The 19,574-nt window shown below is 69.4% G+C and carries 21 protein-coding genes and 1 tRNA gene; 7 read left to right on the top strand and 15 right to left on the bottom strand.

Annotation, left to right across the window (positions count from 1 at the left end; all coding sequences use genetic code 11):
* Positions 1 to 101: 101 nt before the first annotated feature.
* The 7 genes from AC3ENX_RS03085 to AC3ENX_RS03055 are packed head-to-tail and all read right to left on the bottom strand — an operon-like array spanning position 102 to position 4,500.
* Positions 102 to 518 carry a pilus assembly protein TadG-related protein gene (locus AC3ENX_RS03085; RefSeq protein WP_434810363.1) on the bottom strand — a complete coding sequence of 139 codons (417 nt, stop codon included), beginning with the start codon at positions 516 to 518 and terminating at the stop codon, positions 102 to 104.
* The gene (locus AC3ENX_RS03080; RefSeq protein WP_434810362.1) at positions 506 to 937 is read right to left on the bottom strand and encodes a TadE/TadG family type IV pilus assembly protein; all 432 of its coding nucleotides are present in this window, start codon (positions 935 to 937) and stop codon (positions 506 to 508) included. The genes AC3ENX_RS03085 and AC3ENX_RS03080 overlap by 13 nt, the downstream gene beginning before the upstream one ends.
* Positions 938 to 941: 4 nt before the next feature.
* Positions 942 to 1,331, bottom strand: a complete 390-nt coding sequence (locus AC3ENX_RS03075) for a TadE family protein (protein WP_434810361.1) — start codon at positions 1,329 to 1,331, stop codon at positions 942 to 944.
* A gap of 3 nt (positions 1,332 to 1,334) precedes the next feature.
* The gene (locus tag AC3ENX_RS03070) at positions 1,335 to 1,538 is read right to left on the bottom strand and encodes a hypothetical protein (protein ID WP_434810360.1); all 204 of its coding nucleotides are present in this window, start codon (positions 1,536 to 1,538) and stop codon (positions 1,335 to 1,337) included.
* A gap of 33 nt (positions 1,539 to 1,571) precedes the next feature.
* Complete coding sequence (locus AC3ENX_RS03065) at positions 1,572 to 2,483, bottom strand: type II secretion system F family protein (protein WP_434810359.1); 912 nt, start codon at positions 2,481 to 2,483, stop codon at positions 1,572 to 1,574.
* Positions 2,480 to 3,337, bottom strand: a complete 858-nt coding sequence (locus AC3ENX_RS03060) for a type II secretion system F family protein (protein ID WP_434810358.1) — start codon at positions 3,335 to 3,337, stop codon at positions 2,480 to 2,482. Before AC3ENX_RS03060 ends, AC3ENX_RS03065 begins: the two co-directional genes overlap by 4 nt.
* Positions 3,334 to 4,500 carry a TadA family conjugal transfer-associated ATPase gene (locus AC3ENX_RS03055; protein WP_434810357.1) on the bottom strand — a complete coding sequence of 389 codons (1,167 nt, stop codon included), beginning with the start codon at positions 4,498 to 4,500 and terminating at the stop codon, positions 3,334 to 3,336. Before AC3ENX_RS03055 ends, AC3ENX_RS03060 begins: the two co-directional genes overlap by 4 nt.
* Before the next feature lie 110 nt (positions 4,501 to 4,610).
* On the opposite strand from AC3ENX_RS03055, the gene AC3ENX_RS03050 reads away from it, so the two are divergent.
* Both AC3ENX_RS03050 and AC3ENX_RS03045 read left to right on the top strand, forming a co-directional pair.
* Positions 4,611 to 4,692 (top strand) — tRNA-Leu (locus AC3ENX_RS03050).
* Between the two features lie 75 nt (positions 4,693 to 4,767).
* A complete protein-coding gene (locus AC3ENX_RS03045; protein WP_434810392.1) occupies positions 4,768 to 5,517 on the top strand; it encodes a DedA family protein in 750 nt (249 codons plus the stop codon).
* A gap of 6 nt (positions 5,518 to 5,523) precedes the next feature.
* Here the strand turns inward: AC3ENX_RS03045 and ku are convergent, their stop codons facing one another.
* A complete protein-coding gene (gene ku, locus AC3ENX_RS03040) occupies positions 5,524 to 6,384 on the bottom strand; it encodes a non-homologous end joining protein Ku (RefSeq protein ID WP_434810356.1) in 861 nt (286 codons plus the stop codon).
* 51 nt (positions 6,385 to 6,435) lie between these two features.
* Here ku and AC3ENX_RS03035 point away from each other — a divergent pair, with 51 nt between their 5' ends.
* The gene (locus AC3ENX_RS03035; RefSeq protein ID WP_434810355.1) at positions 6,436 to 8,808 is read left to right on the top strand and encodes an ATP-dependent DNA ligase; all 2,373 of its coding nucleotides are present in this window, start codon (positions 6,436 to 6,438) and stop codon (positions 8,806 to 8,808) included.
* 6 nt (positions 8,809 to 8,814) lie between these two features.
* Here AC3ENX_RS03035 and AC3ENX_RS03030 read toward each other — a convergent pair whose 3' ends face one another.
* The 4 genes from AC3ENX_RS03030 to murI all read right to left on the bottom strand — a co-directional run bounded on the left by AC3ENX_RS03030 (position 8,815) and on the right by murI (position 12,043).
* Complete coding sequence (locus AC3ENX_RS03030) at positions 8,815 to 9,720, bottom strand: cation diffusion facilitator family transporter (RefSeq protein ID WP_434810354.1); 906 nt, start codon at positions 9,718 to 9,720, stop codon at positions 8,815 to 8,817.
* 88 nt (positions 9,721 to 9,808) lie between these two features.
* Positions 9,809 to 10,405, bottom strand: a complete 597-nt coding sequence (rdgB, locus tag AC3ENX_RS03025) for an RdgB/HAM1 family non-canonical purine NTP pyrophosphatase (protein WP_434810353.1) — start codon at positions 10,403 to 10,405, stop codon at positions 9,809 to 9,811.
* A 29-nt stretch (positions 10,406 to 10,434) separates the two neighbouring features.
* Positions 10,435 to 11,169, bottom strand: coding sequence for a ribonuclease PH (gene rph, locus AC3ENX_RS03020; protein ID WP_434810352.1), 735 nt, complete (start codon positions 11,167 to 11,169; stop codon positions 10,435 to 10,437).
* A gap of 49 nt (positions 11,170 to 11,218) precedes the next feature.
* Complete coding sequence (gene murI / locus AC3ENX_RS03015) at positions 11,219 to 12,043, bottom strand: glutamate racemase (protein WP_434810351.1); 825 nt, start codon at positions 12,041 to 12,043, stop codon at positions 11,219 to 11,221.
* A 75-nt stretch (positions 12,044 to 12,118) separates the two neighbouring features.
* Between murI and AC3ENX_RS03010 the strand changes: the two genes are divergently transcribed.
* Positions 12,119 to 13,447, top strand: a complete 1,329-nt coding sequence (locus AC3ENX_RS03010) for a nicotinate phosphoribosyltransferase (RefSeq protein WP_434810350.1) — start codon at positions 12,119 to 12,121, stop codon at positions 13,445 to 13,447.
* Positions 13,448 to 13,449: 2 nt separating this feature from the next.
* Here the strand turns inward: AC3ENX_RS03010 and AC3ENX_RS03005 are convergent, their stop codons facing one another.
* The 3 genes from AC3ENX_RS03005 to AC3ENX_RS02995 form a co-directional block, all read right to left on the bottom strand.
* Positions 13,450 to 13,716, bottom strand: coding sequence for a DUF3039 domain-containing protein (locus AC3ENX_RS03005; RefSeq protein WP_434810349.1), 267 nt, complete (start codon positions 13,714 to 13,716; stop codon positions 13,450 to 13,452).
* A 66-nt stretch (positions 13,717 to 13,782) separates the two neighbouring features.
* Complete coding sequence (locus AC3ENX_RS03000) at positions 13,783 to 15,330, bottom strand: hypothetical protein (protein ID WP_434810348.1); 1,548 nt, start codon at positions 15,328 to 15,330, stop codon at positions 13,783 to 13,785.
* The gene (locus AC3ENX_RS02995) at positions 15,306 to 16,316 is read right to left on the bottom strand and encodes an ABC transporter ATP-binding protein (protein WP_434810347.1); all 1,011 of its coding nucleotides are present in this window, start codon (positions 16,314 to 16,316) and stop codon (positions 15,306 to 15,308) included. The genes AC3ENX_RS03000 and AC3ENX_RS02995 overlap by 25 nt, the downstream gene beginning before the upstream one ends.
* A 210-nt stretch (positions 16,317 to 16,526) precedes the next feature.
* Between AC3ENX_RS02995 and AC3ENX_RS02990 the strand changes: the two genes are divergently transcribed.
* From AC3ENX_RS02990 to AC3ENX_RS02980, 3 genes are read left to right on the top strand one after another with little or no spacing between them, the layout of a single operon-like run.
* Positions 16,527 to 17,219 carry a phosphocholine cytidylyltransferase family protein gene (locus tag AC3ENX_RS02990; RefSeq protein WP_434810346.1) on the top strand — a complete coding sequence of 231 codons (693 nt, stop codon included), beginning with the start codon at positions 16,527 to 16,529 and terminating at the stop codon, positions 17,217 to 17,219.
* 26 nt (positions 17,220 to 17,245) lie between these two features.
* Positions 17,246 to 18,217 carry a hypothetical protein gene (locus tag AC3ENX_RS02985; protein ID WP_434810345.1) on the top strand — a complete coding sequence of 324 codons (972 nt, stop codon included), beginning with the start codon at positions 17,246 to 17,248 and terminating at the stop codon, positions 18,215 to 18,217.
* Positions 18,218 to 18,226: 9 nt separating this feature from the next.
* Entirely contained in the window at positions 18,227 to 19,561 is a 1,335-nt protein-coding gene (locus tag AC3ENX_RS02980) for a maltokinase N-terminal cap-like domain-containing protein (protein WP_434810344.1), read from the top strand.
* Positions 19,562 to 19,574 lie beyond the last annotated feature (13 nt).

The following is a 19,574-nucleotide window of genomic DNA, read 5'->3' as shown; positions in this document are numbered from 1 at the left end:
CGTCGCGACCGGGTTGATGGGAGTCGTCGGACTGCTCGGCGCCGCCGCATTCCTGCGCTGGGTGCCACGGTTCGTGCCCCGCCGCTGAACCGACGTCGCGGTCACCGCAATGCAGTGCGACTCGTCGCCGTTGCCTCCAGCGTGACCCCGTCGGGAACGAACAACGTCATGATGGGCGGACGCCACAGCCTCGAAACCGTCACCCGCGCGCTGGCGCCGTCGGGTGTCCGCGCATCGACGAGGGATGCCGAACCGTAGACGGCGACGATCTCGGACGCCTGCGCTTCGACGTCCGCATCGGTCAGACGCAGCACGGGCGCATCCGCGTCGCCCGCCAGTTCGAAGCCGTCTGATCCGGCGAGCGCGGCGGCGTCGGCGATCGCCTCGGTCCGTTTGTGGGCGAGATAGAGACTCGTGGCGTCGACGCACACCAGGATCAGCACGATCGCGAGCAGCGCGTAGCCGATCGTGAGCGGCAGGATGCTGCCCTCGTCGTCCGCCCCGTTCATCCTGTCCATGTGCGCGACACCTTCTGCACGGCGACCGCCTCGACCGGTACGCGTGCTGCCTGATCGATCCCCAGAAGCGGCGGGACGAGCGGGAGCGCGGCAGAGGCAGACACCGTCACGACGATGACCTCTCCCGGCGCCGGACACGCACCGCTCGTGGTGCACGACACATCGATCTCGATCGTCGACGGATCGATGCCGTACTCCTCGGCGACCGCGGTGACGATCCGGTCGGCGCGCGCGTCGCCCTCGGCGGCATCGGCTGCGGTCGCGATGCTTCGCGCGACGTGCCGTGCGGCCGATTCCACGCCCAGGGCGTGGGCCTGCAGCATCCCCAAGGTGACCACGAGATAGATCAGCGGCACCAGCATGACGACACCGGCGAGGATGAACTCGAGCGATGCCGACCCCGAATCGTCACCGCGCACTGCGTCATCCGAAGGATTCGACGGGCGCATGCGCCGTCACCTCCATCGACCGTGGGAGTCCGAGCAGACCGAACAGTGGCAGCCTCGCCGCGACCGTCACTTCGACTGTCGGCCCACCGAGAAGGTCGGTCTCTCGCACCACGACCGCGTCGACGATGTCCCCTCCGACGGTGTCAGCGACGACCGTGCGAGTACGGTCGGCGCCCTCACCGAGTGTCGTGTCGGCGAGCGCCGCGTGGTACGCGCCGTCGACAGCGGCGTCGTGCACGAGGTTGCGCACATAGACCGCCAGGCCGAACTGCACGACGGCGAACGTCAGCATCGTCAACAGCGCGCCGACCAGCACGAATTCGACGGGACTTGACCCGTCATCGTCGTCCCACAGCGCGCGCATGGTTCAGAAGCCGTCGACGCGATCGATCGCCTGCTCGAACAGACCCGCCAACGCGGGTCCCGCGAGCGCCCAGATGACGACGACCAGCCCTGCGGTCATCAGGGTGATGAGCACCCAGCCCGGCACGTCCCCGCGCTCATCCTCCCACGTGTCGGTCCAGACCAGACCCCACGCGGTGCGCAGGTGGCGGTACGTCTCACGGATCATGTCCGTCTCCTTTCGGATCTGTGTGTGGCGGGCTCAGCCGAGCCCGAGTCGAAGCATGACGATGCCGGGAAAGACGGCGAACAGCACCGACAACGGCAAGATGAGGAACACGAGCGGGAGCAGCATTTGGATCTCCTTGCGGCCGGCCTGCTCGATGAGGACGCGTTTCGCCTCTTCTCGTGCGTCGGATGCCTGCGCCTGCAGCACGGTCGCAAGTGGCGCGCCCCGCTCCACGGCCGCAATGAGGTGGTCCACCGCGCGAGAGAGCGCTGGCAGGTCGACCCGTCGGGCGAGTTCGGCCAGTGCGTCGGTCAACGTGGTGCCGGTGCCGGTGGCGAGTACGACGGCGCGCAGTTCGATTGTCAGCTCTCCCGAACCGACATCGCCCACCCGTCGGAGGGCATCGCGAAGCCCCTCGCCGGCCGCCAGGCACAGCGATAAGAACTCCAGCACCGTCGGGAGTTCCTCCTCGATCCGGGTCGTTCTGCGGCGCGCGGCGAGGGTGAGTCGGAAGTCATACAGTGCCGCCGCGGCGAAGCCCGACAACGGGGGCAGCAGCGCAAGTCCAGGCGACAGTCGGTCGGCCACCGCAAGCGCGACCACGAGGGCCGCCCCGGCCGCAGTGCCGGCGACAGCCCAGCCCAGCTGCCTGCCACGGAAGGCGACAGCGTCGGTCGACCACCCGGCCTGCCCGAGGCGTCGGTGCACCGACTCGACGCCACCGAATGTCGACACCCACCGGTCCCTGCGGTCGCGCCACGATCGCAGCGACGGCGCAAGCGGCGTGATCCCCTGCGGGTCGGACACATCGCGCACGTACGGTGCGATACGAGCAGCGAGCGTGGGCGCCGACCAACGAGGGATCCGCACCGCGGCCAGGAGCAGACCTGTCGCGAGCGCGCCCCCGAGGACGACAGCGAGCGCCACATCGACGAGGGCGGTCATCCGAACCACCGCCTGGGCTCGGGTAGTCGTCCAACCCGCAGCATGAGGCGGAATGCGACGACCGACACGACGGCGCCCGCGAGTACGACCGTCACTCCCTCCGCAGTCGCGTAGGCGCGCGCTCCTTCGGGCCGCAGTGACAGCAGGACGAGGATCACCCATGGCGCGACGACCCCGAGCACGGCTGCACCTCGGATCCACGACTGACGGGCCTCGACTTCAGCGCGAAGCGCGGCCTCGGCGCGGACGGCCGTCGACAGCGCGCGCAGCACGGCGGTCAGCTCGGTGCCGCCCACCTGGCGCGCCATGCGCAGGGTCTCCAGGATGCGATCGGCGACCGGATCGGCGAGCCGCGCCTTCAGTCGCAGCACGCTCGAATCGAAGTGCCCCGATGCAGCGATGTCGCCTGCGAACGACGCGAACGCAGGGCGGAGCGGCGCGGGCGCGACGGTCGCGAGCGCCGCGACCGCGTCCGGGAGCGATTGCCCCGCGCGGACCGACGAGATGAGCAGGTCGCACACATCTGGCCAGAGTGCACGTCTCGTGCGTCGCAGCCGTCGGGCACGCCCGCGCAGCCACGCGAAGGGCGCCGCGCCGCCGGCCACGACGGCGACGGCGGCGACCGCGGGCAGTCCCGTGACGAGCAGCCCCACCGAACCGGCGACGACGGCGCTTGCCGCGCCGATCGCGATCCACCTCCCTGTCGGCGTGTGCGCGAAACCGGCGCCCGCCAGAAGGCTGGTGAGTCGGTTCGACGCAGCGGCGCGCGGCGAGGCACTGCGCTGCGGCCAGAGCCACGGCGATGCGACGAGCAGGAGGCCCGCCGCCAGGACGACACCCCACAGTGCCGTCATCGGCGCGCTCCCGACCACACGGGGCGCGTCTGAACCGTGTCGCCCTCGACACGACCGGTCGTCGCGACGATCTCCGCGACCCGGCGGTGCCCATCGCGATCTTTCGTGCAATGCACGACGAGGTCGACGCTGGATGCGATCGCCGGCAGGACGAAGCCATGGTCGATATTGCGCCCCGCCAGCAGCGGAAGTGCTGCGAGCTTGCGGAGCGCCTCGGTCGCCGAATTGGCGTGGATCGTCGCCGCGCCCGGCACACCAGTGTTCAACGCCAGCAGCAGGTCGAGCGCCTCTGCATCACGCACTTCGCCGACGACGAGCCTGTCGGGGCGCATGCGCAGCGCCTCCTTCACGAGCCTGCGCAGGCTGATCTCGCCGGTGCCCTCCAGACTGGGCTGTCGGCCCTGCAGCGAGACGACATCGGGTGCCCGCAGGTCGAGCTCGAACGTCTCCTCGACGGTCACGATGCGATGATCCGACGGGCACGCACCGATCAGCGCGCCGAGCATCGTCGTCTTCCCCGCGTGGGTCGCGCCGGATACGAGCACACTCCGCCCGTCGCGCATCGCGGCGGTCAACACCTCCGCTGCTTCGCGATCGAGTGAGCCGGCGCCGACGAGCGCGTCGAGTCCGCGGTAGGCGCGGAGGAACTTTCGGATGTTGACGGCCCAGTGGCGTCGGGTCACATCGGGAATGACGACGTGAAGCCGCGATCCGTCGGGCAGCGATGCGTCGACGAACGGCTGACTCAGATCGACGCGCCGCCCGGTCGCGTGCAGCATCCGCTCGACGAGCTCCCGCACGGCGGTCTCGGTGAGCACGAACGGCGCCCGCTCGCTGCGTCCGTGTCGGGCGACATAGACCTTGTCGGGGGCGTTGATCCAGATCTCCTCGACCTCAGGATCCTCCAGCAGCACCTGCAGCGGCCCGAAGCCGGCGACGAGCGCAAGCACGTCGCGTACGCACGACGCCTCATCGTCGATCGGCGCCGCGCCGCGGGCCGGTGCGAAGTCATTGTGGCGCCGTACTTCGGCCTGCACGATCGCCTTGGCTCGCGCAGGATCGCGCGCGGGATCGGTCTGCTCCTCACGAAGCCGGTCACGAACGCGTTCGGCAACGGCGATCGTGGCGGGTTCAGCGGTCGCCGAGGCGTGCGCGAGGGACATGCCAGCATCCTGACAAGACGGCGGCCCTTGGCGTTCGGGTTATCCACAGGTGCGGATTCGGGTGATCCCCAGGGTGGGCGGTCACAGCCCGCCGATAGACTGATCACCGCGCGGGAGTGGTGAAATTGGCAGACACGCAGGATTTAGGTTCCTGTGCCTTCGGGCGTGTGGGTTCAAGTCCCACCTTCCGCACGGATCGGGGCGACCTGCCCCTCGACGCCGATCGAAACGACCGACGGGAACCCAGTGCTCGACCTCGCCATCCACATGCCCACCGCGCTCATCCCGTGGTTGGACCCGGAGCAGATCATCAGCGCCGCAGGCCCGTGGGCCCTGCTGGTCGTCTGCTTCATCGTCTTCGCCGAGACCGGCCTGCTCGTGGGATTCCTGCTGCCGGGCGACACGCTGCTGATCATCGCCGGGCTCCTCTCGCACAGCCAGCCGTACGCGCCCGAAGGCGTGTTCGGGCTGAGCGTATGGTGGGTCGCGCTGCTCATCGGCCTCGCCGCGTTCGTCGGCGGTGAGGTGGGATACATCATCGGCCACAAGGGCGGGCCGGCCATCTTCGAGCGCAAAGAATCCGGCTTGTTCAGCCGCAAGAACGTCGAGCGCACCAACGCGTTCTTCGAGCGGTATGGCGGCCTCACGATCATCCTCGCCCGCTTCGTGCCGATCGTGCGCACCTTCGCCCCGGTTGCTGCCGGCGTCGGCCACATGCACAAGGGCAAGTACACGCTCTACAACTTCATCGGCGCCGTCATCTGGGGCTTCGGCCTCACCATGTTCGGGTACGTCATCGGCTTCATTCCGCCGGTCGCGTGGTTCGTCCGCGAATACATCGACCTCATCCTGCTCGCCGCGGTCGGCGGCACCGCGCTGGTGACGCTGTGGCACTACTTCGCCGAGCGCCGTAAGGCACGCAAAGCCGCCGCGGCGGGCGAAGACGTCGTCACCGACCACGACGAGGCCGAGGCGCTGCGTCTGGACCAGAAGCACTTCGACCAGCAGCCCGACTGACCTCGGTCAGGATGCCTTCGAGGCCTTCTTCTTCGCCTTCGCCGGCTTGTCTTCGGCCCCATCGCCGACATCCTCGCCCCGCGCGGCGCGAGATCGTTCGACGCTGGCGCGAAGCGCCGCCATGAGGTCGATGACCTCCCCGGAGCCCGCCTCCTCGCGCTCGCCGAACGTCTCCGACGTGTCGAGCGCGTCGCCCTGGTCGAGCTTCGCGTCGATGAGGGTGCGCAGCTCCTGCTGGTACTCGTCGGTGAAGCGATGCGGGTCGAAGTCGGCCGAGAAGCTGTCGACGAGGGATGCCGAGAGCTCCAGTTCCTTCTCCGAGATCTTCACGGGCTCATCGAGCGACGGGAATGCGGCTTCGCGCACCTCGTCGGCCCAGAGCAGCGTCTGCAGCACGAGCACGTCGCCGCGCACCCGGAGGGCGGCCAGACGCGTCTTCTGCCGCAGCGTGAAGCGCACGATAGCGGTGCGGTCGGTGCGCTCGAGCGTCTGCCGCAGCAGGACGTACGCCTTCGGCGAGGCGGAGTCCGGCTCCAGGTAGTACGGCTTGTCGAGGGTGAGGAGGTCGATCTGCTCGCTCGGCACGAACTCGACGACGTCGATCTCGCGGGTGCGTTCGGCCGGGAGCGAGGCGATGTCGTCCTTGGTCAGCACGACGGTGCGCTCCCCGTCGTCGTAGGCCTTGTCGATGTCGGCGTACGGCACGACCTCGCCGTCGATCTCGCAGATGCGCTGGTATCGGATGCGGCCGCCGTCGGCGGCGTGCACCTGGTGCAGCGGCACGTCGTGGTCCTCGATGGCCGAATACACCTTGACCGGCACGTTGACCAGACCGAAGGTCAGCGCACCCTTCCAGATCGCTCTCATCACACCAGTACACACCGTTCACAGCCGTCTGTGCCAGATAGCCTTGCCGCCATGGCCGCAGAACAGCTCGTCGAGGTGGAGGGGCGTCGCCTGCGCCTCAGCAATCTCGACAAGGTGCTCTACCCCGCGACCGGCACCACCAAGGGCGAGGTGATCGACTACTACAGCCGTGTCGCCCCGCTCATGCTCCCCCACCTGAAGGACCGCCCGGTCACCCGCAAGCGGTGGCCGGAGGGCACCGATCACGAGCCGTTCTTCGCGAAGGATCTCGAACGCGGCGCGCCCGCGTGGCTGCGGCGCTTTCCGATCGATCACTCCACCGGCGCGAAGGACTACCCGCTGGTCGACGACCTGTCGGGGCTCGTCTACCTCGCACAGGTCGCGAGTCTCGAACTGCACGTGCCCCAGTGGCGGTTCGACCGCGACGGCAGGCGGCTGGGCCCTGACCGGCTCGTGCTCGATCTCGACCCGGGCCCGGGCGTCGGGCTGGCCGAGTGCGCACAGGTCGCCCACTGGGCGCGAGCCGTGCTCAGCGACCTCGGCATGGACCCGGTGCCGGTCACGAGCGGCAGCAAGGGCATCCACCTGTACGCACCGCTGGACGGCACCCGATCCAGCGACGACATCTCGGCATTCGCGAAGGAGCTCGCGAGGCTCCTGGAGGCCGACCATCCCGACCTCGTCGTCAGCAAGATGGCGAAGGCCTCGCGCGGCGGCAAGGTGTTCCTCGACTGGAGTCAGAACAACGGATCGAAGACGACGATCGCACCGTATTCGCTGCGCGGGCGTGCCGAGCCGACCGTCGCCGCACCCCGCACGTGGGATGAGCTCGATGACCCGGCGCTGCGGCACCTCTCCTTCGCAGACATGCTCGAGCGGCTCCCCGACACCGGCGACCTGCTGGCATCCCTCGCACCTGTCGCGCGCGACCCCCTCGCCGTCTACATCTCGAAGCGTGTCGCCGATCGCACGCCCGAACCGGTGCCGTCCTCGCCGGCCGCAGGCCGCTCGGTCACGGACCAGCTGCGGTTCGTGGTGCAGGAGCACCACGCCAGCCGGCTCCACTACGACCTGCGGTTGGAACGGGACGGGGTGCTGGTGAGCTGGGCGGTCCCGAAAGGGATACCCGAATCGGTCGACCGCAACCACCTCGCGGTCATGACCGAGCCGCACCCGCTGGAGTACCTCACCTTCCACGGCACGATCCCCGCCGGCGAATACGGTGCCGGCACGATGACGGTGTGGGACACCGGCACGTACGAGGCCGAGAAGTGGCGTGACGACGAGGTCATCTTCACCCTCACGGGGCGCGCCGACGGCCCGACGGGCACAGTGCGCCTCGCCCTGATCCGCACCTCCGGCGACGGCGAGAAGTCCACATGGCTGCTGCACCGCATGAAGGATGCCGCGGCCCGTGCCCCGCAGGCGCCCCGAGCACCGGCTGCATCCCGCGGCGCGACGGGCCCGATGCTGGCAACCGCGGCGACCCCCGCATCGGCGGCCCGAGCCGCCGACCGATGGGGCGCTGAGCCGTGGGTCGAGTTCAAGTGGGACGGCATCAGGGCGATGGGCTCGTGGGACGGCCGCCGGCTGCGCCTGCGGGCACGCAGCGGCACTGACATCACGGCCCGCTATCCGGAGCTGACCGCCGCCGACCTGGGCCTGGGCGACCTGCCGCTGGAACTCGATGGCGAGATCGTGGCAATGGATGCCGCGGGGCGACCGAGCTTCTCACGCCTGCAGAACCGCATGCACCTCACCAAGCCGCGCGAGGTCGAGCGCGAGGCGGTCCGCACGCCGATCAGCTACCTGCTCTTCGATGTGCTGCGGGTCGGTGACGACGACGTCGCGGCACTCCCGCTCGCGCAGCGCCGTCGACTGCTCGAGCAGGCCACCGTCGATGTGGCACCCGTCGTCGTCGTGCCACCGGTCGCGACCGACGTCGCAGCCGCCCTCGAAACAGCTCGCGCGATGGACCTGGAGGGACTGGTCGTGAAAGATCCCCGCTCGGCCTATCGGCGCGGTCAGCGCAGCGAGCAGTGGCTGAAGGTGAAGCTCACCCGCACACAGGAAGTCGTGATCGGCGCTATCCGACCGGGACGCGGCGGCCGCACCGGATCGATCGGATCGCTGCTGCTCGGCATCCCCGGCGACGACGGGCTACGATACGTCGGCCGTGTCGGTTCGGGATTCAGCGATGCGACGCTCGCCCGACTCGAAGCAGCGCTCGAGCCGTTGCGCACCGAGGCCTCACCGTTCCTCGACGTGCCGCGCGAAGACGCCGCCGACGCCCTCTGGGTGCGCCCCGAACTGGTCGCCGAGGTGACCTTCGCCGAATTCTCACCCAGCGGCAGCCTCCGTCACGCGGTGTGGCGGGGCCTACGACCCGACGTGTCGCCGGAGGACGTGCGCCGCGAGTCCTGATCCGCGTCAGTGCGCGTCGTGCTCGAGGTGCCCGGCGGGCTCGAGCTGGAACGTCGAATGCTCGACGTCGAAGTGCTCCGCCAGGCAGGACTGCAACTGCGCGAGCAGCGCGCCGGAGCGCCCGGATGCGAGCGCCAGATCGTCGACGACGACATGCGCCGTGAACACCGGCTGGCCGCGCGTGAGCTGCCACACGTGCACATCGTGCACGTCGACGACGCCGTCGGCCCCGAGGATGTGGTCGCGGATCTCCTGCACGTCGGTGCCCTTCGGCGCCCGCTCCCCCAGCACCGAGAACACTTCGCGCAACAGCGAGATCGCACGCGGCACGATCAGCACGGCGATCGCGAGCGAGGCCAGCGCGTCGGCCGGCATCCATCCGGTGAGCGCGATAACGATCGCCGCGACGATGACCATCGCCGAACCGACGAGATCGCCGAGCACTTCGAGATACGCGCCCCGCACGTTGATGCTGTGCTTCTGCGCCGCCGACAGCAGGTAGAGCGCGACGCCGTTGGCGACGAGACCGATGAGTGCCACGACGAGCATGAGCCCGCCTTCGACCTCGATCTCGCTCGGGTTCAGCAGCCGCCCGATCGCCTCGACCGCGATCCACGCGCACAGCACGAGCAGGATGACGGCGTTCGCGAGCGCACCGAACACCTCGGCGCGCTGATACCCGTAGGTGTTGCGGTCGTTCGCGGGACGGGCGGCGATGATGCTCGCGATGAGCGCGATCACGAGCGCCGAGCTGTCGGTGAACATGTGCGCGGCGTCCGCGAGCAGCGCGAGCGAACCAGTGAGGATCGCGCCGATGATCTGCACGACCATGACGGTCGCCGTCAGGGTGAGTGAGACGGCCAGCAGGCGCTGGTTGCTTGCGCCACGGATGCCGGGGGCGTGATCGTGCATGTCACCACGCTACGGTCGGCACACCTGCATTCCAGGCCGTTTCGCGCAGTCGGGAATGAGTGTGATTCTCACTTCCGGCGCGCGCGCCTCACAGGTTGGCCAGCAAGGGCACGAGCGCGCGGAAGGCGCGGGCACGGTGCGAGACGGCGTTCTTCTCGTCGGCGGTCCATTCGCCGACGGTCCGCTCGGGAGCGTTCTGCCCGTCCGGGATGAACACCGGGTCGTACCCGAACCCGCCGGCACCCGATGCCGCCGTGGCCAGCCGCCCGGGCCAGCGCCCCTCGACGACGTGCTCGGCGCCGCCGGGAGTGACGAGCGCGATCACCGAAACGAACTGCGCGGCGCGATGCGGGTCGGCGATATCGGAGAGCTGGTCGAGGAGCAGGTCGCGGTTTGCCACGGCATCCTTCGCATGCCCCGCCCAATACGCCGAGAACGCGCCGGGCGCGCCCCCAAGCGCGTCGACCGCGATGCCGGAGTCATCGGCGAGCGCCGGCAGCCCGGTATGGGCCGCTGCGGCGCGTGCTTTGATGAGCGCGTTGGCCGCGAACGTCACGCCGTCCTCGACCGGCTCTGGCCCGTCGTACCCGACAACCTCGAGGTCGGGCCGGGTCGCCGCGACGATCGCGCCGAACTCCTGAACTTTGTGCGGGTTGTGGGTCGCGAGGACGATCTGCGCGGTCATGGCGTCGGTTTCTCAGGAGTTGCGCACGATCAGGATGCGAGCGCCGCAGTCTGCTGGTCGCGCAGGTCGGCACAGCCGGCGACACCCAGGTCGAGCAGCGCATCGAGCTCGCGCTTGTCGAACGGCGCACCTTCGGCGGTGCCCTGCACCTCGACGAACAGGCCGCGGCCGGTCACGACGACGTTCATGTCGGTCTCGGCGCGAACATCCTCGACATAGGCGAGGTCGAGCATCGGCTCGCCGTCGATGATGCCCACCGACACCGCGGCGACGGAGTCGATCAGCGGCGTCGAGTTCTTGCCGATGTGGCCCTTGCCGCGTCCCCACTCGATGGCATCCGCCAGCGCGACGTAAGCGCCCGTGATCGCGGCGGTGCGGGTGCCGCCGTCGGCCTGCAGCACGTCGCAGTCGATGACGATCGTGTTCTCGCCGAGCGCCTTCGTGTCGACGACCGCGCGGAGGGCCCGCCCGATGAGGCGCGAGATCTCGTGCGTGCGGCCGCCGATGCGGCCCTTCACCGACTCGCGGTCACCGCGGGTGTTGGTGGCGCGCGGCAGCATCGCATACTCGGCGGTCACCCACCCCTTGCCCTTGCCGGTGAGCCAGCGCGGCACCCCTGCGGTGAACGACGCGGTGCACAGCACCTTGGTGCCGCCGAAGCTGATCAGCGCCGAGCCTTCGGCGTGGGTGCTCCAGCCGCGTTCGATCGTGACGGGGCGCAGCTGGTCGACGGTGCGACCGTCCTTGCGGATGGTGTCGGGCATCGGGTGCCTCCAGGGCTGGTCGGGTCCGCGTGCAGGCACGCGGGAGGGTTCAGGGGATGCGGGGGAGGTCGATCGCGCCGGTCTGCACGAGGCGCACGGACTGCACTTCGCGGCCCATGAGCCGGTGTGCGAGATCGAGAAAGTCGTCTGCCGAGTCGCCGGTGGCTTCGTAGACGTGCGACGCGGTCGCGTCGGGACCTGCGAGCAGGTCGCGCGAGACGAGTTGCCGATAGACGTCCTTGGCTGTCTCGGTGTCGCTGCTCACGAGCGAGACGTCGGGGCCGAGCACGTAGCTGATGGCGCCCTCGAGGAACGGGTAGTGCGTGCAGCCGAGCACGACGGTGTCGACGCCCGCGTGCCGCAGGGGCGCGAGGTACTCCTCGGCGACGGCGAGCACTTCAGGACTGCCGGTAACGCCCGCCTCGACGAACTCGACGAACCGCGGGCACGCCTGCCCGAACACGGTGAGGTCGGCGTTGACGCCGAGCATGTCCTGGTAGACGCCCGAGCCGATCGTGCCGAGCGTGCCGATCACGCCGATGCGGCGGTTGCGGGTCGTCGTGATGGCGGTGCGGACGGCGGGCCCGATCACTTCGACGACGGGCACGTCATAGCGTTCGCGCGCGTCGCGCAGCAGCGCCGCGGATGCCGTGTTGCAGGCGATCACGAGCATCTTGACGCCCTCGTCCACGAGCGTGTCGAGCACTTCGAGTCCGTAGCGGCGAACGTCAGCGATGGGCTTGGGGCCGTACGGCGAGTGGGCCGTGTCGCCGATGTAGCGGATGGATTCGCGCGGCAGCAGCTGTGAGACGGCGCGTGCGACGGTGAGTCCACCGACCCCGGAGTCGAAGATCCCGATCGGCGCATCCGTCACGGTCGTCCAGCCTACCCGCCGACGCCCACAGTCCGTCGCTGCACGCGGTGCCGCGCCCACCTCTAGGCTGAGCGCATGAGTGCGAGCACGGCGCTGTTGACCGACCGATACGAGTTGACGATGGTGGATGCCGCACTACGCGACGGGACCGCGCACCGCCCGAGCGTCTTCGAACTGTTCGGCAGGCGCCTGCCGGGGGCACGACGTTTCGGTGTCGTCGCCGGCACCGGGCGCCTGCTGTCGCACCTGCGGGAGTTCCGATTCGGCGATGACGAGCTGAAGTTCCTGCGAGACGAGCGGGTTGTCAGCGATGAGACCCTCGCCTACCTCGCCGACTTCCGCTTCACCGGCACGATCACCGGCTATCGCGAGGGCGAGCTGTACTTCCCCGGCTCCCCCATTCTCACCGTCGAGGGAACGTTCGCCGAGGCGGTCATCCTCGAGACACTGGCGCTCAGCATCCTCAACCACGACTCGGCCGTCGCCAACGCGGCGGCGCGCATGAGCGTGGCCGCCGGCGACCGTCCCCTCGCCGAGATGGGCTCGCGCCGCGCGGCCGAGCAGTCTGCGATCGCGGCCGCCCGCGCCGCGTACATCGCGGGGTTCGGCGCAACGAGCAACCTGGAGGCGGGTCGCACGTGGGGCATCCCCACGATGGGCACTGCGGCGCATTCGTGGACACTGCTGCACGAGACCGAGGAGGACGCGTTCCGCAGTCAGATCGATGCACTCGGCCTCGACACGACGCTCCTCATCGACACCTACGACATCCGGCAGGGCGTCGAGACCGCGATCCGCGTCGCCGGCACCGGCCTGGGCGGCGTCCGCATCGACTCCGGCGACCTTCCCACGGTTGCGGCCGCCGTCCGCGAACAGCTCGACGCGCTCGGGGCGACCGGTACCAAGATCACCGTGACGAGCGACCTCGACGAGTTCGCGATCGCCGCGTTGGCGGCCTCACCCGTCGACGCGTACGGCGTCGGCACTTCGGTGGTCACGGGGTCGGGCGCGCCGACCGCCGGGATGGTCTACAAGCTCGTCGCACGCCAGGCGCAGGACGGCTCGTGGGTGTCGGTTGCGAAGGCATCGACCGACAAGTCCTCGAAGGGAGGCCGCAAGGCGGCGTTCCGCACACTGGATGCCGGCACCGCGACGCACGAGCTGATCTTGGTCGCCGATGGATTCGAGGCCGTACCAGCTGTCGCCGGCCGGGCGGAGGCGCGCGCGCTGCAGGTGACGTACGTCGAGCACGGCGAGATCGACGCCGCATTCGAGGGAACCGGTGGGGTCGCGGATGCACGCGCGCATCACGCCCGGGTGCGGGAGGAGTTGCCCGTCCGCGCGCTCGCGCTCAGCAGGTCGGACCCGGCGATCCCGACGGTCTACGAAGACGTCGAAGGCTGATCTCAGCCGGTCATCGATTCGTAGATCTCTTTGCAGGTGGGGCACACAGGGAACTTCTCGGGATCGCGCCCAGGCGTCCACTTCTTGCCGCACAGGGCACGCACCGGCTTGCCGGTGAGAGCGGATTCGAGGATCTTGTCCTTCTTCACATAGTGCGAGAACCGCTCGTGGTCGCCCGGTTCGATGTTCTCCTCGCGGATCAGCTCTTCGAGCTCGCGGTCGAGGGTCGCCAGACCCCCCTGGTCGGGGCTGTCGAGAGGAGTGCTCATGGCCCCGATTGTATCCGCGGCAGGGGCTCGGCGGTCGGTGCGCGACGCGCGGGGTACTGACGCCGGTCACGTCGAGGCCGCGAACTCCATCAGTCGTCCACTGCGTCGGCGGAACGCCCAGCCGCCGAGCACCACACCGAGCACGAGGGTCGAGCAGCCGATCACGAGGCCCGCGCGCAACGCGTCCCATGCGGCGTCGTCGGTACGGTCGAGCGCGAGCCAGGCGAGCCACAGCACGGGCAGGGTCAACGCGATCGCGACGACGAGAACGGCACCCTGCGCGAGCGCGCCACCGGTGCGCTGGGGCTGTTGGAAGGGACTGTCACCGGGCCGAGAAGCAGGATACGGAGCCAGCGCGCTCGCGACCGACGACGCACCCAACCCGCAGAGGAAGAGGCTGATGCACACGCCCGACATCGCGGGCAGCAGCGACCAACTGCCGTGGAGCATGATCGAGATCGACACCGCAGCAGCGAGCAGCGGGATCGAGATGAGGGTGACCGGGACGAGCCGACCGAGTCGATCCGAGACGCCCCGCACGCCGGCGGCGATGTGCATCCAGAGCGCAGTGGAGTCGTAGGCGAGATCGTTGTGCGCGAGCCAGCCGAGGAAGAGCGCCATGAGCGGTGCCGGAATGAGCGCGACGATCTGCATCGGCACGCCGACGATCAGCAGTGGAAGGACCGCGACCACCGCCGCGACGGGTATCACCGCGACGTTGACGAGGTAGCGTGCATCGCTGAACCAGTAGGTGAGGCTCCGCGCCGCGATGGCCCCGGTCGGGGTTCCCGGCGCGACGCCGAACCACCCCAGTCCGCGACGCTCCTTGCCGCTCACGGGCCGCGTCGTCGTGGTGAGCAGTCGTTCGACGAGCAGGAACCAGAGCGCGACGAGCAGGCCGACGACGAGCGCGGCGATGACGATCGACCAGCCACCGCCCGTCGTGCCGGGCGGCGCCCACGCCGCCCCGAGCGGCGTGATCGCGAGCACGTCGACGACCGCGAGCAGCGGAGCCGGCACCCTGCCGCGCCATTCGAGCGAGGCGAAGAAGATGCCGATGGGAACGACGACTGCCAACAGGGCGACGAGCATGAGGCCGGTCAGCTCCCGCGACCGCCGCTCCTGCAGCACGAGCGCACTGAGCGCCATCGACACCTTCACAGCAAGCACGCACGTCAGCACACCGAGCGCCGCCGACGCGGCAGCGAGGGGCCATGCAACCCCGTGCGCGGTCCACAGTGCGACCACGCTGACGCCGACCGCGATGAGACACAGCGAGGGCACGCTGAGCAGCGCGGCACCCGCCAGCACGGCCGCGAGCGGTCGCGGCTGCGCGCCGAACACGGCGAAGCGCCGAGGATCCAGTTGGTCCTCGAGCACACCCACGAGTGGGGCGGCCACGCACGCGAGCACGACCACCGACCCGGTCAGCACGACTGCGGTCTGCGCCACCGCCGCCGACGCGTCCCGGAGGGAGAGCACAACGGTGCACACGACGATCGTGAGCGCGATCGCCCCGATGAACAGGAGCGCGGCGCGCAGTGCCGTCCTCGGACCCCCGCGGAAGGCGCCTGCGAACAGCGCGAGCCTCAGTCGGAGAACGTGTGCAGCCACTCCAGGCCCTCCACGTCGCTGAGGCCGCCGGCGAGCTCGACGAATCGCTGTTCGAGCGTCAACTCGCCGCGCACGTCCTCGACCGCACCTTCGGCCAGCACCTGGCCGGCGACGATGACAGCGACCCCGGTGCAGACCCGTTCGACGAGGTCCATGCCGTGGCTCGAGAGCACGACAGTCCCGCCGTGGTCCACATAGGTCTTCAGGATGTCGAGGATGACCGCGCTCGAGACGGGGTCGACGGCCTCGAACGGCTCATCCAGAACGAGCAGCCGCGGCGAGTGGATGAGGGCGCCCGCCAGCATGATCTTCTTCGTCATGCCGGCCGAATAGTCCGAGACGGGCCGCTGGAGCGCATCGACCAGGTCGAACGCGCGGGCGAGGTCACGGGTCCGGGTGTCGACGACGCCGGCGTTCACCCCGCGCAGCACACCGTAGTAGTGGAGAAGCTGGCGCCCGGTGAGTCGATCGAAGGTGCGGAGCCGGTCGGGCAGCACACCCATCCGCTGCTTCGCTTCGCGAGGGCGGGCGACGAGGTCGACGCCGCCGATTTCGACGCGGCCCGCATCGGGGCGAAGAAGCCCGGCCACCATTGACAAGGTCGTGGTCTTGCCTGCGCCATTCGGACCGACGATGCCGTAGAAGCTTCCCGCGGGCACGACCAGGTCGATCGCGTCGACCGCCTTCGTCCCGCCGTACCACTTGGTCACACCGGTCAGGCGCAACGCCGGCGTGTCGGTTGTCCCCTCACGCTCCGGCTCAGCCAGAAGAAGCGGTGCTGCGGGCTCCGGCTCGGTGACGCGCTCGACGATCGGGTCGAGCACATCGACGACATCGACGAGCTTCGGCGCGGGGGGTGCAGTCTGCGCCGCCGGGCGCCCTGCTGCCTCCGCCGCGGACATCGACGGCAGCGGCGGCCGGTCGGCGGGTGCCGCGATGGGGGCGACGTCCGGGTCGTCCTGGGGAAGCGGCAGGGAGGCGGTCACCCCTCCACGCTAGCAAGGCGCTCTCAACACGTTCCCGGGGATCCCCCGCGAACCGCGGCGCCCGTGCCCACAATCGATACGATGATCACGAATCAGCAACGGCACGCTCACTGTCTGCGGGTTCCCAGGTGCCGTCGCTAGCATGGTCGCGGCACGAAGGAGTGTCCTCTCGTCGAACGTACGACAAACACTTTCCCCGAGGAGATCGCCTTGACCATCAACACCGTCATCCTTGCTGCGGGCATGGGCTCGCGCCTGGGCCGCAGTCTCCCGAAGCCGCTCACCGAGCTTTCGGACGGCCGCACCATCATGGGCCAGCAGCACGACAACATCCGCGCCGCGTTCGGTGACGCCGCCCGCATCACGACTGTCGTCGGCTACCGTGCCGAGACGATCGTCGAGGCCTTCCCCGCCGCGACGTATGTGTACAACGACCGTTACGACCAGACGAACACGTCAAAGAGCCTGCTGCGCGCCCTCAAGGCGACCGGCAAGGGCGGCGTGCTCTGGATGAACGGCGACGTGGTCTTCGACCCCCGCATCCTGGGTCGCGCGATCGCGCTGATCGAGCGCGATCAGTCGTTCGTCACCGTCAACACCGCGAAGGTCAGCGACGAAGAGGTCAAATACACCGTCGACGCCGAGGGCTTCATCGCTGGACTGTCGAAGACGGTCAAGGGCGGCATCGGCGAGGCTGTCGGCATCAACTACATCTCGGCACGCGACAAGAAGGCCTTCATCGCACAGTTGAGCCGTGTCGACGATCAGGACTACTTCGAACGCGGCCTCGAACTCGCCATCGCTGAGAACGGCCTCCTGCTCGAGCCGATGGACATCTCCGACCTGTACGCCGTCGAGGTCGACTTCGCTGAGGACCTCGAGCGGGCGAACCTGTTCGTCTGACACGAGCCTCTGAGCCCGGCATCGACATGGCCGAGGTCCACCGGATCCATTCCCTTCCCGACGGCGCCCCCTGGAGCGGAGGGTTGCCTCCTGAGGGCTCCGAGGAGCATCCTCGGACGATTCGAGCGCTCGATCGTATCCTCGCCGTTCAGCGCCCGGTCGTCGTCGCGCACCTGCGCAGCATCAGACTGCGACACCCCGATGCGACCACGGAGCAGATCGGGCGGATGCTCGAACGGCGCTATCTGACCGCGGTCACGACCGGAGGCGCAGCCGTCGGCGCGACCGCGGTGGTGCCGGGCATCGGCACCGGCATCACGCTCGCCTTGAGCGGCGTCGAGACGGTCGGCTTCCTCGAGGCGACGGCGCTGTACGCGCAATCCCTCGCAGAACTCCACGGCATCCGTGTCGAGAACCCAGATCGGGCGCGCGCGCTCGTGCTCACCCTCATGCTCGGGCAGGAGGGCGTCTCACTCGTCTCGCAATTGGCGCGCCAGGCCACCGGCAAAGGCAGCACCCGTTCGTCGTATTGGGGCGAGCTGGTGACCAAGTCGCTCCCGCGTGCAGCGATGGGCCCGCTCGTGGATCGCCTCAAGACCGAGTTCATCAAGCAGTTCGCCGCCCGCGGCGGCGCATCCTTCCTCGGCAAGGCCCTCCCGTTCGGGATCGGCGCAGCGGTCGGCGGCGCCGGCAACCACATCCTCGGCCGTCGCGTGGTCGTCGGATCCCGCAAGGCGTTCGGCACGCCGCCGACGCACTTTCCCAGTGAGCTGGAGCCGCGCGAAGGCGCTGCGCGCGTCGAGGCGCGGGCTGCGGGTGGCATCCGTCGCGCCGGTGGCGCCGTCGTCGAAGCCGGCAGACGCGTCGGCGAGGGCGTTTCGAATCTCGTCCCGAAGCGTCGCCTCGCTCCCGATGACACCGTCGAGGCGCCCCCGATCGGCGATGACGACGCGACACGCGGAGCGGTCGATGTGTCGGAGAGGCCCGGGACGTCCTAGTCTCGTGGGATGGATCGCACGCTGGCGAGTCTGGCCGGGTGGATGCCCCGCCAGCGGTGGTATACGTCGGCGACCCGCGCACCGCGGCTGACGATGCTCGGCTCGTGGGAGCTGCCATCGGATGAGAGCGGCGTGACGATCCGCACGCATCTCCTGCTCGACGAGAGCGTCTCCCCCGCCGTCACCTATCAGGTTCCGGTCGTCCTGCGACCGTTCGCTCCGGATCGAGGACACGTCATCGACCACCCCGAGCCCGATGTCGTCGTGATCGATGGACCGCACGACCCCGCGTACACGCGCGCACTGCTTCGGCTGATCACGGCGGACGGTGACGCACGCGGCGACGGTGCATCGGCGGCCGGACACAGCAGCGCCCCCACCCCCGGCATGGCTGCCGCCTCCCGTGTGCTCACGGGCGAGCAGTCGAACACATCGATCATCTACACGCCCGCAGACGGCGGCCAGCCGGTCATCTGCAAGCTGTACCGGCAACTGCACCCCGGCCTCAACCCCGACATCGAACTGCAGACCGCCCTTGCCGCAGGCGGATCACCGCACACCCCCACCACCTTCGGGTGGGCAGAGGGCACCTGGACCACGCGGGACGGTGCCTGGGTGACCGGCTCGCTCGCGTTCGCGCAGGAGTTCGTGCAGGACGGCGAAGATGCATGGCGCGTCGCGTTGCGCGCCGCGCACGACGGAGAAGACTTCACCGACAGTGCCCGCGCATTGGGAGCTGCCGTCGCCGGCGTCCACGCCGCCCTGGCCGCCGCCCTGCCCACGAGCGAGCCTGACGATGCCGACCGCGAGGCCGCACAGCGGGTGTGGGAGCGGCGCCTGGGCATCGCGGTCTCCGAAGTGCCGGCCCTCGCCGAGCATCGGGAGGCGATCGAGCACGTGTACCGCACCGCCGGCGGTACGACCTGGCCGCGCCTGCAGCGGATCCACGGCGATCTGCATCTCGGACAAGTGCTCCATTCCCGCAATCGGGGCTGGATCGTGCTCGACTACGAGGGCGAACCGATGCGACCCATGCGGGAGCGGATGCGCCCCGACATCGCGTTGCGTGACATCGCCGGCATGCTGCGCTCCTTCGACTACGTCGCCGGATCGCTCGAATCCGACGAGCCGGCCTCTGATGCAGAACGCACACAAGCGTGGGCGGCGTCCGCGCGGGCCGCGTTCATCGAGGGATACGACGATGTCGCGGGTCGAGCGTCCCGGGGACCACTGCTCGACGCGTTCGAGCTCGACAAGGCCGTGTACGAGGCGATCTATGAGGCTCGCAACCGTCCCACGTGGCTCGCGATCCCGTTGCGCGCGATCGAACGGCTGCTGAACTGACATCTGGCGACAG

It is taken from the genome of Microbacterium sp. bgisy189 (genome assembly GCF_057707225.1).
Note: the sequence above shows the minus strand (reverse complement) of the source record. Positions and strands in the feature narration are given on the sequence as shown.

Bases quoted from the DNA above. Each gene is read 5' to 3' on its own strand.
- AC3ENX_RS03085 (WP_434810363.1), bottom strand. From the start codon at position 518: ATGGACAGGATGAACGGGGCGGACGACGAGGGCAGCATCCTGCCGCTC.
- AC3ENX_RS03075 (WP_434810361.1), bottom strand. From the start codon at position 1,331: ATGCGCGCGCTGTGGGACGACGATGACGGGTCAAGTCCCGTCGAATTC.
- AC3ENX_RS03070 (WP_434810360.1), bottom strand. From the start codon at position 1,538: ATGATCCGTGAGACGTACCGCCACCTGCGCACCGCGTGGGGTCTGGTC.
- AC3ENX_RS03065 (WP_434810359.1), bottom strand. From the start codon at position 2,483: ATGACCGCCCTCGTCGATGTGGCGCTCGCTGTCGTCCTCGGGGGCGCG.
- AC3ENX_RS03060 (WP_434810358.1), bottom strand. From the start codon at position 3,337: ATGACGGCACTGTGGGGTGTCGTCCTGGCGGCGGGCCTCCTGCTCGTC.
- AC3ENX_RS03055 (WP_434810357.1), bottom strand. From the start codon at position 4,500: ATGTCCCTCGCGCACGCCTCGGCGACCGCTGAACCCGCCACGATCGCC.
- AC3ENX_RS03045 (WP_434810392.1), top strand. From the start codon at position 4,768: ATGCCCACCGCGCTCATCCCGTGGTTGGACCCGGAGCAGATCATCAGC.
- ku (WP_434810356.1), bottom strand. From the start codon at position 6,384: ATGAGAGCGATCTGGAAGGGTGCGCTGACCTTCGGTCTGGTCAACGTG.
- AC3ENX_RS03035 (WP_434810355.1), top strand. From the start codon at position 6,436: ATGGCCGCAGAACAGCTCGTCGAGGTGGAGGGGCGTCGCCTGCGCCTC.
- AC3ENX_RS03030 (WP_434810354.1), bottom strand. From the start codon at position 9,720: ATGCACGATCACGCCCCCGGCATCCGTGGCGCAAGCAACCAGCGCCTG.
- rdgB (WP_434810353.1), bottom strand. From the start codon at position 10,405: ATGACCGCGCAGATCGTCCTCGCGACCCACAACCCGCACAAAGTTCAG.
- rph (WP_434810352.1), bottom strand. From the start codon at position 11,169: ATGCCCGACACCATCCGCAAGGACGGTCGCACCGTCGACCAGCTGCGC.
- AC3ENX_RS03010 (WP_434810350.1), top strand. From the start codon at position 12,119: ATGAGTGCGAGCACGGCGCTGTTGACCGACCGATACGAGTTGACGATG.
- AC3ENX_RS03005 (WP_434810349.1), bottom strand. From the start codon at position 13,716: ATGAGCACTCCTCTCGACAGCCCCGACCAGGGGGGTCTGGCGACCCTC.
- AC3ENX_RS02985 (WP_434810345.1), top strand. From the start codon at position 17,246: ATGGCCGAGGTCCACCGGATCCATTCCCTTCCCGACGGCGCCCCCTGG.
- AC3ENX_RS02980 (WP_434810344.1), top strand. From the start codon at position 18,227: ATGGATCGCACGCTGGCGAGTCTGGCCGGGTGGATGCCCCGCCAGCGG.